Source organism: Cellulomonas bogoriensis 69B4 = DSM 16987, assembly GCF_000767165.1.
GTDB lineage: Bacteria > Actinomycetota > Actinomycetes > Actinomycetales > Cellulomonadaceae > Actinotalea > Actinotalea bogoriensis.
Genome location: NZ_AXCZ01000408.1, coordinates 1 through 716, shown reverse-complemented (window position 1 = coordinate 716; position 716 = coordinate 1). Strand labels below are relative to the sequence as shown.

The following is a 716-nucleotide window of genomic DNA, read 5'->3' as shown; positions in this document are numbered from 1 at the left end:
GCCAACGCACCCGCCACCCACGGCGTCGCAAACGACGAACCGTGCTGCAACCGGTAGCCGCCCCACCCAGCATGCCCATTGACCGTACGCATGTGCGCACCAGGGGCCACCACCGTCACCAACGGATCCGACAACGACAACCCCTCGACCAACCCACCATCAGGCCCGCCCGACTCCACGACTACAACACCGTTGGTGTTGACCATCATGCTCGGACCGAAGCCTGATTGGAGGTCGTTACCCTGCGGCGACGCCACCAAGACGATCACACCGGACCGATGGGCTCGCAGCATTGCATCCGCGATGTCCGGCCTGTAGGCGGTACTGAGAGAAAGGCTGATGATGTCTGCACCATCGTCCACAGCGTTGCTGATCGCGCTGCCGACGGAGTCCACGCCGTCCACATCGACGCAGGCAAGACCAGTACCGTCTCCCTCGGCGCTAGCGCCGTAGAAGAGCACCGTGGCACCGGGAGCAACTCCTCGAATTCCCTTCTCGCCATTGATCCCACGACCGCCGCCGACCACCATCGCTGTCACATTCGTGCCATGGTCGGCGAAGGAACCCTTGCTCACCGCCGGTTCCACGATGCTCGAGTCGAACACGTCCGTGCAGAACGAGTCCTCCCGGACCCGCAGGTCCGCACCCTCGAACTCCGGGATGTCGGGGTTGATCCGACCGTCGATCACCGCGACCGTGATCCCCTCACCGGTGGT

The 716-nt window shown here is 64.1% G+C and carries 1 protein-coding gene; it reads right to left on the bottom strand.

From position 1 onward, the window contains the following. The coding region (locus tag N869_RS15720; protein WP_035063259.1) for a S8 family serine peptidase at nt 1–716 on the bottom strand (716 nt) is incomplete at both ends.